The organism is Thermodesulfobacteriota bacterium (assembly GCA_036482575.1).
Lineage (GTDB): Bacteria > Desulfobacterota > GWC2-55-46 > GWC2-55-46 > JAUVFY01 > JAZGJJ01.
Genome location: JAZGJJ010000014.1, coordinates 1 through 7,108, shown reverse-complemented (window position 1 = coordinate 7,108; position 7,108 = coordinate 1). Strand labels below are relative to the sequence as shown.

5 protein-coding genes are annotated in these 7,108 nt (G+C 58.2%); all 5 read right to left on the bottom strand.

The features are described from left to right. Nucleotides 1-397: 397 nt before the first annotated feature. The gene (locus tag V3W31_00545; GenBank protein MEE9613427.1) at nucleotides 398-2,656 is read right to left on the bottom strand and encodes a 6-bladed beta-propeller; all 2,259 of its coding nucleotides are present in this window, start codon (nucleotides 2,654-2,656) and stop codon (nucleotides 398-400) included. Beyond that, complete coding sequence (locus V3W31_00540; GenBank protein ID MEE9613426.1) at nucleotides 2,653-3,078, bottom strand: hypothetical protein; 426 nt, start codon at nucleotides 3,076-3,078, stop codon at nucleotides 2,653-2,655. Before V3W31_00540 ends, V3W31_00545 begins: the two co-directional genes overlap by 4 nt. A 179-nt stretch (nucleotides 3,079-3,257) precedes the next feature. Beyond that, nucleotides 3,258-4,784, bottom strand: coding sequence for a type II secretion system ATPase GspE (gspE, locus tag V3W31_00535; protein MEE9613425.1), 1,527 nt, complete (start codon nucleotides 4,782-4,784; stop codon nucleotides 3,258-3,260). Then, complete coding sequence (gene gspD, locus V3W31_00530; GenBank protein ID MEE9613424.1) at nucleotides 4,781-6,757, bottom strand: type II secretion system secretin GspD; 1,977 nt, start codon at nucleotides 6,755-6,757, stop codon at nucleotides 4,781-4,783. The genes gspE and gspD overlap by 4 nt, the downstream gene beginning before the upstream one ends. Before the next feature lie 103 nt (nucleotides 6,758-6,860). Further along, on the bottom strand, nucleotides 6,861-7,108 hold a 248-nt coding region (locus V3W31_00525), incomplete at its 5' end, for a hypothetical protein (GenBank protein MEE9613423.1).

Sequence of the window (7,108 nt, the reverse complement as noted above, 5' to 3'; positions counted from 1 at the left end):
AAACAAGAAGACGACAATAAAAACGAAACCGAACCTACGGGGGGTGGAAACTGAACTCATAGACACTCCACCCTTCTCAAAAAACCTTTATCCTGCCGTAACAGATCCAACCTGACCTTGTTCTGCCCCCCCCGCGCCCATCGTGAGCGGGGGGAGGGGTGGGTGGGGGTGGGAATACAGCCCCAGTGGGGCTGTTTAAAAACCCACCTCATTGTCATTGCGAGGGACGGTCAGCGGACCGACGGTCCGCTGACCGTTAGTCCCGAAGCAATCTCGTCTTCATATAAATCAACGAGGTAGAGATTGCCGCGTCGCCCGCCCTTTCTTTAGAAAGAGCGGGGGGCGGGCTCCTCGCAATGACAACTTTTTCAACAGCCCCCGCCTTTTCTTTATGCCCTCAGCAGCTCTCTCCTTCGGGGAGCTGGCTCAGCAAGTACGCAATAACGCTCTCGGCGTAGGCTATGACCTCGTCTGCCGCCTCGTCGGAGATCTTATTGCCGCGCTGGGCGTTGACCTGGTTTATGAAGGCCGTAAGCTGGTTAACGGCCGCGCATATATTATCCTTGTCAGCCGACGCCTCGGCGTTGGCTATCTTCTGCAGGATGCTCGTGGCCATGGTCGAGTCAATGGCCCCGCTGGCAAGAAGCGTATCGACCGTCTCGCCCATGCCGCTGATCGAGTCTATGCACCCGTCGCCGTCCACGTCAAAGCCGGTGGAATCTTCATAGGGGCAGGCGTCAACGCTGTCAAAAAAACCGTCGCCGTCGCTGTCGTCGCAGACGTCCCCTATGCCGTCATTGTCCATATCGGCCTGGTCAACATTAGGTGTTAGCGGACAGTTGTCAGCGTCGTCAAGGACGCCGTCGCCGTCCGTGTCCACCGCCACCCCTTCAAATACCTGTACACGGATGCCGCTATCCGCCACATATACCTTTCCATTAGAGTCCGCATGTACTCCCAAGGGACCCCAGAACTCCCCGTTGAGCGTGCCATGGCTACCCCACTGTGTAATGTAGCCCCCGGAGGAGTCGAAGAGCTGGACCCTGTGGTTCCGGTCCGTCACATATACGTTGCCGCCAGAGTCAGCGGCTATGCCGTGGGGATATATGAACTCCCCGTTGCCCGAGCCGTAGCCGCCCCACTGTGTAATATAGCCCCCGGAGGAGTCGAAGAGCTGTACCCTGTGCCTATAGGTGTCAGCCACATATACGTTGTCGGTTGTCGCGTCAACTGCTATGCCCATAGGATAGTAGAACTGCCCGTTGCCCGAGCCCCGGATGCCCCATTTGATTATGAAGGCCCCGGAGGAGTTGAACTTTTGTACCCTGTGGTTAGAGTAGGACGCTTCCGTCACATATACGTTGCCGCCGGAGTCAACGGCTATGCCGTGGGGATATATGAACTGTCCGTTGCCCGAGCCGTAGCTGCCCCACTGTGTAATGTAGCCCCCGGAGGAGTCGAACTTCTGGATCCTGTTGTTATTGGTGTCCGACACATATACGTTGTCGGTTGTCAAGTCAACCGCTATTCCCTTGGGATTCCAGAACTGTCCGTCGCCCGAGCCCCGGCTGCCCCACTGTGTAATGTAGCCCCCGGAGGAATCGAACTTCTGAACCCTGTGGTTATAGGTGTCCGCCACATATACGTTGCCGCTTGAGTCCGTGGCCGAGTCCCATAGATAGCTGAACTCTCCATCGCCGGTGCCCCAGCCACCCCACTTTGCAAGGTAGCCCCCGGAGGAGTCGAACTTCTGGACCCGGCTGTTACCAGTGTCCGCCACATATACGTTGCCGGTTGTCGCGTCAACGGCTATGCCCCAGGGATGACGGAACTGCCCGTTGCCCGAGGCGTAGCTGCCCCACTGTGTAATGTAGCCCCCGGAGGAGTCGAACTTCTGGACCCTGTGGTTCTCGGTGTCCGCCACATAGACGTTGCCGCTTGAGTCAACGGCTATGCCCCTGTGATGACGGAACTGTCCGTTGCCCGTGCCGTATCTGCCCCACTGTGTAATGTAGCCCCCGGAGGAGTTGAACTTCTGGACCCTGCTGTAGTCTATTACATATACGTTGTCGCCGGAGTCGACGGCTATGCCCATGGGATTGCTGAACTGCCCGTCGCCGTAACCCCGGCTGCCCCACTTGGTTATGAAGGTCCCGGAGGAGTTAAACTTCTGTACCCTGCTGTTATAGTAGTCCGCCACATATACGTTGCCGCCGGAGTCGACGGCTATGCCCCAGGGATAACGGAGCTGCCCGTCGCCCGTGCCCCAGCCACCCCACTTTCCAAGAAAGACCCCGGAAGAGTCGAACTTCTGGACCCTGTTGTTGTAGGGGTCTACCACATATACGTTGCCGCTTGTCGAGTCGACCGCTATTCCAATGGGATATTGGAACTGCCCGTCGCCCGAGCCCCGGCTACCCCACTTGATCAGTACGTTCCCCGAGGGGTCGATCTTCTTTACCGAATAGGTATACTTCTCCAGGACATAGGCGTTGCCGACCGAGTCAAAGGCAACGTCGGTCGGAGAGGCCATCGGATTCTTCTCGCCTATGGTAAAGAGGTAATCCCCGGTTGCCGCGCTTGGGGCTCCGGGCGCGGCAAGGGCGAATACGACGGTCAATAGCGCAAATATCAGATGGCTCGCGTATCTCTTCATAGCACACCTCCAGCAGCGTGGCTTGTAGCGGGGAAGTCTATGATAGTTCCCGTGCCGTCAAGCGAGGTGTACTCCCCCACCCAGGGGAGCGGAGACCCTGTAAGCATCTCCTCTAAAAAGGGGCTCAGAGTCACTATGCTGAAACTCACATCCGCGCTCTGCCCCGCGGCCACGTCCCCGACGTTGACAATGACTTCCTCCACCGCTATGAGCGATAGAGGCACGTACGAGAACCTGAGCCCCTGGTACGGGCTATCTCCCAGATTTTCCACGTGGAGAGTGATGTCGAGGGTCACGGTGTCCGTACCCTCGGTCTGGCCGTTAAGCGTATGCGTAACGCTCAGCGGCTCCTCTGCCGAGGCCACGACGGCCGGCAGGATAAGAACTATTGCCAGAAGTAATGCTACATGCGCCTTTCTCATAAGTATTGCCTCCCTTTCTTAAGTAAAAATGCTGCTCCTCTGACGCTTGACGCTCAATATTTATATCACAACCCCCCATACCCGTCTATCCCCCAAAAGTGGGGATTTTTAAAGCGTGACAGTTATCACCCGTTTGTATTAAAAACAAAAACGATTTCGAAAAAGGCACTTTTAGCCCCTCAGTCCCAGGCCTCCTGGGCGACCCTTAAGACCTCCTCGATGGTCGTGGACCCCTCCCTTACGAGCCTCAGACCGTCTTGCTTCAGTGTCTTCATGCCCTTTCTGACGGCCGCGGCCCTTACGGAGCTCGCCTCGGGGCTCTTCAGTATGAGGGAGCGGATATCCTCGTCTATCCGGAGTATCTCGAAGGCGGCGGTACGGCCCCAGTAGCCGGTCGAGACGCACTCCTTACAGCCAACTCCTTCATATATCTTTATGCCCTCGACGTCCCCGGCTATCTCCTTAAGCTCCTTAAGCTGCACCTCGTCCGGCGTGACGACCCTTTTGCACTCTTTGCATATCTTCCTCATGAGCCTCTGCGCGACGACCCCGATGAGCGTCGAGGCGAGCAGGTAGTCATCGAGGCCCATCTCGAGAAGCCGCGCTATGGCTGACGAGGCGTCGTTGGTGTGCAGGGTGCTGAAGACCAGGTGGCCGGTAAGGGCGGCGTGGACGGCTATCTCGGCCGTCTCCCTGTCCCTTATCTCGCCCACGAGTATTATGTTCGGGTCCTGCCTGACGATGTTCCGGAGCCCGTTGGCGAAGGTAAGCCCTATCTGGGGCTTTACCTGTATCTGGGTGATGCCGTGGAGCTGGTACTCCACCGGGTCTTCTATGGTTATGATCTTTTTGTCCGTGGTGTTCAGCTTGTCGAGCGTGGCGTAGAGGGTGGTCGTCTTCCCGCTTCCGGTAGGGCCGGTAACGAGTATCATGCCGTAGGGCCTGCCTATCATCTGCTCGAACGCGGCCTTGCGCTCGCCGCCGAGCCCCAGCTCCGCCAGGTCAAGGACAAGGCCGCTCCGGTCCAGTATCCTTATCACCACCCCCTCGCCGTGGATGGTGGGCATGGTGGCGACCCTCAAGTCGATGTCCTTGCCGCCGACCCTTACCTTTATCTTTCCGTCCTGCGGCAGGCGCCTCTCGGCGATATTGAGGTTGGCGAGTATCTTGACCCTCGAGACCACCACCGCCTGGAGCCCGACCGGTATCTCCTCGACGTCGTGTAGGATGTCGTCTATCCTGTAGCGTACCCTGAGGCTCTTCTCGAAGGGCTCGATGTGTATGTCGCTGGCACGGGACTCGACCGCCCTGTTTATGATGTGGTTCACGAGCCTTACCACCGGGGCCTCGAAGGCCATGTCCCTTAAGTGGTCCACGTCGTCGCTGTCCACCCCGGCCGTGAGGTCCTTGGGCTCTATATCCCCTATGATAGTATCGACCTCGGCCTCCCCCGCCCTGTAGTGCCGCTCTATGGCCTTCATTATATCCTCGTCGCGGGCCTTAAGCGCCTTTATCTCGAAGCCGGTGGCAAGCCCCATCGCGTCGAGCGAGTCGTCGTCTTCGGGGTCCGAGGCCGCGACGACGAGGACATGGTCGTCGAGACGCAGGGGGAAGAAGAGCTTATGCTTCAGGAACTTGTTCGAGAGCCGCTCGCAGATAAAGGGCTCCTCCGGAAACTCCGAATATGCGATATCGTACTCCTTCACTGCTCTGATATCTCCTCCCGGTCCTTGAACTTCTCTTTAATGCCTTCGAGCTTATCGATGAACTCCCTGGTTATGTCATGCGCATCCATCGTGTTGCGCATCACCCTGGGGGTGATGAGCAGGAGAAGTTCGGTCTTTTTGCTGCTCCTGGTCCAACTCCTGAACAGGTGCTTTATGAGGAATATGTCGCCGAGGATCGGGACCTTCTTTACGTCCATGTCGTCCTGCTCGTTTATAAGCCCGCCGATGATGACGGTCTCCCCGTCCTGTACCACCATGCTGGTGACGGCCCTGCGCTGGAAGACGCTGATATCCTCCTGGCCTTCCAGCGACTTGGCGATGGCGTTACTGAGCTCAAGCGAGATGTCGAGAGTTACAAGCCCCGTGGTGTTGATGTGCGGGGTTACCTTGAGTATGGTCCCGGTGTCCCTTCTCTCGATGGAGACCTCGGTCCTGTTGTCCTCCACGAGCGTCCTGGTGGCCACAAGCGGCACCTCCTCGCCTATGTCTATGCTCGCTTCCTTTCCGTCCCTGGCGAGTATACGCGGGGCGGCCAGTATGTTCACGTCGTTTTCGGTCGCGATCGCGTTAAGCACGGCCGTCAGGTCGCCGGTTAGCAAGGAGGCCGTAAGCCCGCCGCCGAGGGTGCCCGCCGCCGGAAGCCCGAAGGACGTACCCACCATCCGCTTGACCTCCCCGGCCGACGTCTCACCGCCCCTCAGGGCGAACTCGATGCCGAACTTCGTGCTGTCCGAGAGAGTAACCTCCGCGACGAACACCTCTATCAACACCTGCCTGGGGATGATGTCGAGCTCCATCATTATCCGCTTGATAAGCTTATAGTCCCTGGCGGTGGACTTGATTATTATCGTGTTGGTCGTGGCGTAGGGTACGAACTCCACCTTCCCGACCGTAAAGCCGGGCAGCGGCTGCCCGGCTCTGGGCGGGGCCGCACTTGCCTGTTTCGGCGCCGGGGTCTTCGCCGCCTTGGCGGAAGTCTTCTTGCTATCGTCGCCTTCGCTGAATACCGAGACCATGATCTCTGTCAGCTCTTCGGCTATACCGTTCTTTACGTGGTATATATAGGTGTTTATCTTCTCTTCGGTCCCCTCGTGGTCGAGCTGGCGGACCCACCTGTCCACCTCCGGCAGGGCCTCGGGCAGGGATGTAATGACAAGGAGAGAGTTGAGCCTTACGATGGGGATGAAGTTTATGCCCACCCCTTTTGTGGACTTCGTGGAGACGTTCACGGCCGAGAAGAGCCCCTCCAGCTCTTTGGACACGTCCTCGACGTTCGCCTCGTTTATCTGGTACAGCTTGATGTTGACCCTCTTGAACATGCTGACGTCAAAGAGCTCGACCAGCTTCAGGATCCTCTCCACGTTGCCGGCGAAGTCGACGAGGAAGAAGGTATTCATCCTCTCGTAGGGGATGAGCACCGCGGCCGGTGCGACAAACGGCCTTATGACGTTGGTTATCTCGGCTACCGGAACGTGGTTCAGCCTTACGATCTGGAATATAATATCGTCCCTGGGGACGGTTATCTCCCCTTCCCGGTCCGGCCTGGGCATGAGCAGCTTATGCGGCACCCCGGCCATGGGGCCGATGTGGTACAGGTCGCCCTCCCTCGTCATGACCGCCCCGGAGACCTTCAGGATAGCCTCGAAGATTTCAAGGAGGTCCTCCCTGGATACCTCCCCCCTGGTACGGATGTTTACCTTGCCGCTTACGCCCGGGGCTATAATATAGTCTATGTCGAGGATGTCGCCTATGGAGGTTATCACCTCGTATATGTCCGCGTTGTCGAAGTTCAGCACCACGTCCTGGATGTCGGTCGACCAAACCTCTCCGGCGGTGCCCCCTGGCGGACCGGGCGGCGGGCCGGGTTGGGCGATGGCCGTAAGGGGCAGGAGCATAACCCCGCATGCGGCCAGCAATATAAACAACCTCATCCTAAAAAAGACCGGGTTCATAGGCCCCCCTCCTTGAGCAAGTAGTGTAGTAAATAAAATGGCCGGTTGTAAAAAAACATTCTGCTTCCCCCCTAACCCTTATCCGTTGAAATAAACAAAATCACTATGGCCCCAGGTCCGGCGGAATGTCGCCTCCACCGGGCATGTCCTCGAGCGCCGGGACCGCGCCCTGTTGTCCCCTGAAGGGCGGCTGCAGGGGCGGCCTGCGCGTCCCCTCCGTTGCGGGCGGAGGTGCCGGAGTTCTTTTTCTTACGGGAGCCGCTTTAGACACCCGGGGCCTCTGCTTCTTGGAGTCGTATAGCGCGACGAACTCTTCACCCGACCCGCCGCGGACGACGATCCCGTCCTCTT

What these genes read in the sequence shown, in the direction of transcription:
- gspD (MEE9613424.1), bottom strand. Translation starts at nt 6,757, where the DNA reads ATGAACCCGGTCTTTTTTAGGATGAGGTTGTTTATATTGCTGGCCGCA.
- V3W31_00545 (MEE9613427.1), bottom strand. Translation starts at nt 2,656, where the DNA reads ATGAAGAGATACGCGAGCCATCTGATATTTGCGCTATTGACCGTCGTA.
- V3W31_00540 (MEE9613426.1), bottom strand. Translation starts at nt 3,078, where the DNA reads ATGAGAAAGGCGCATGTAGCATTACTTCTGGCAATAGTTCTTATCCTG.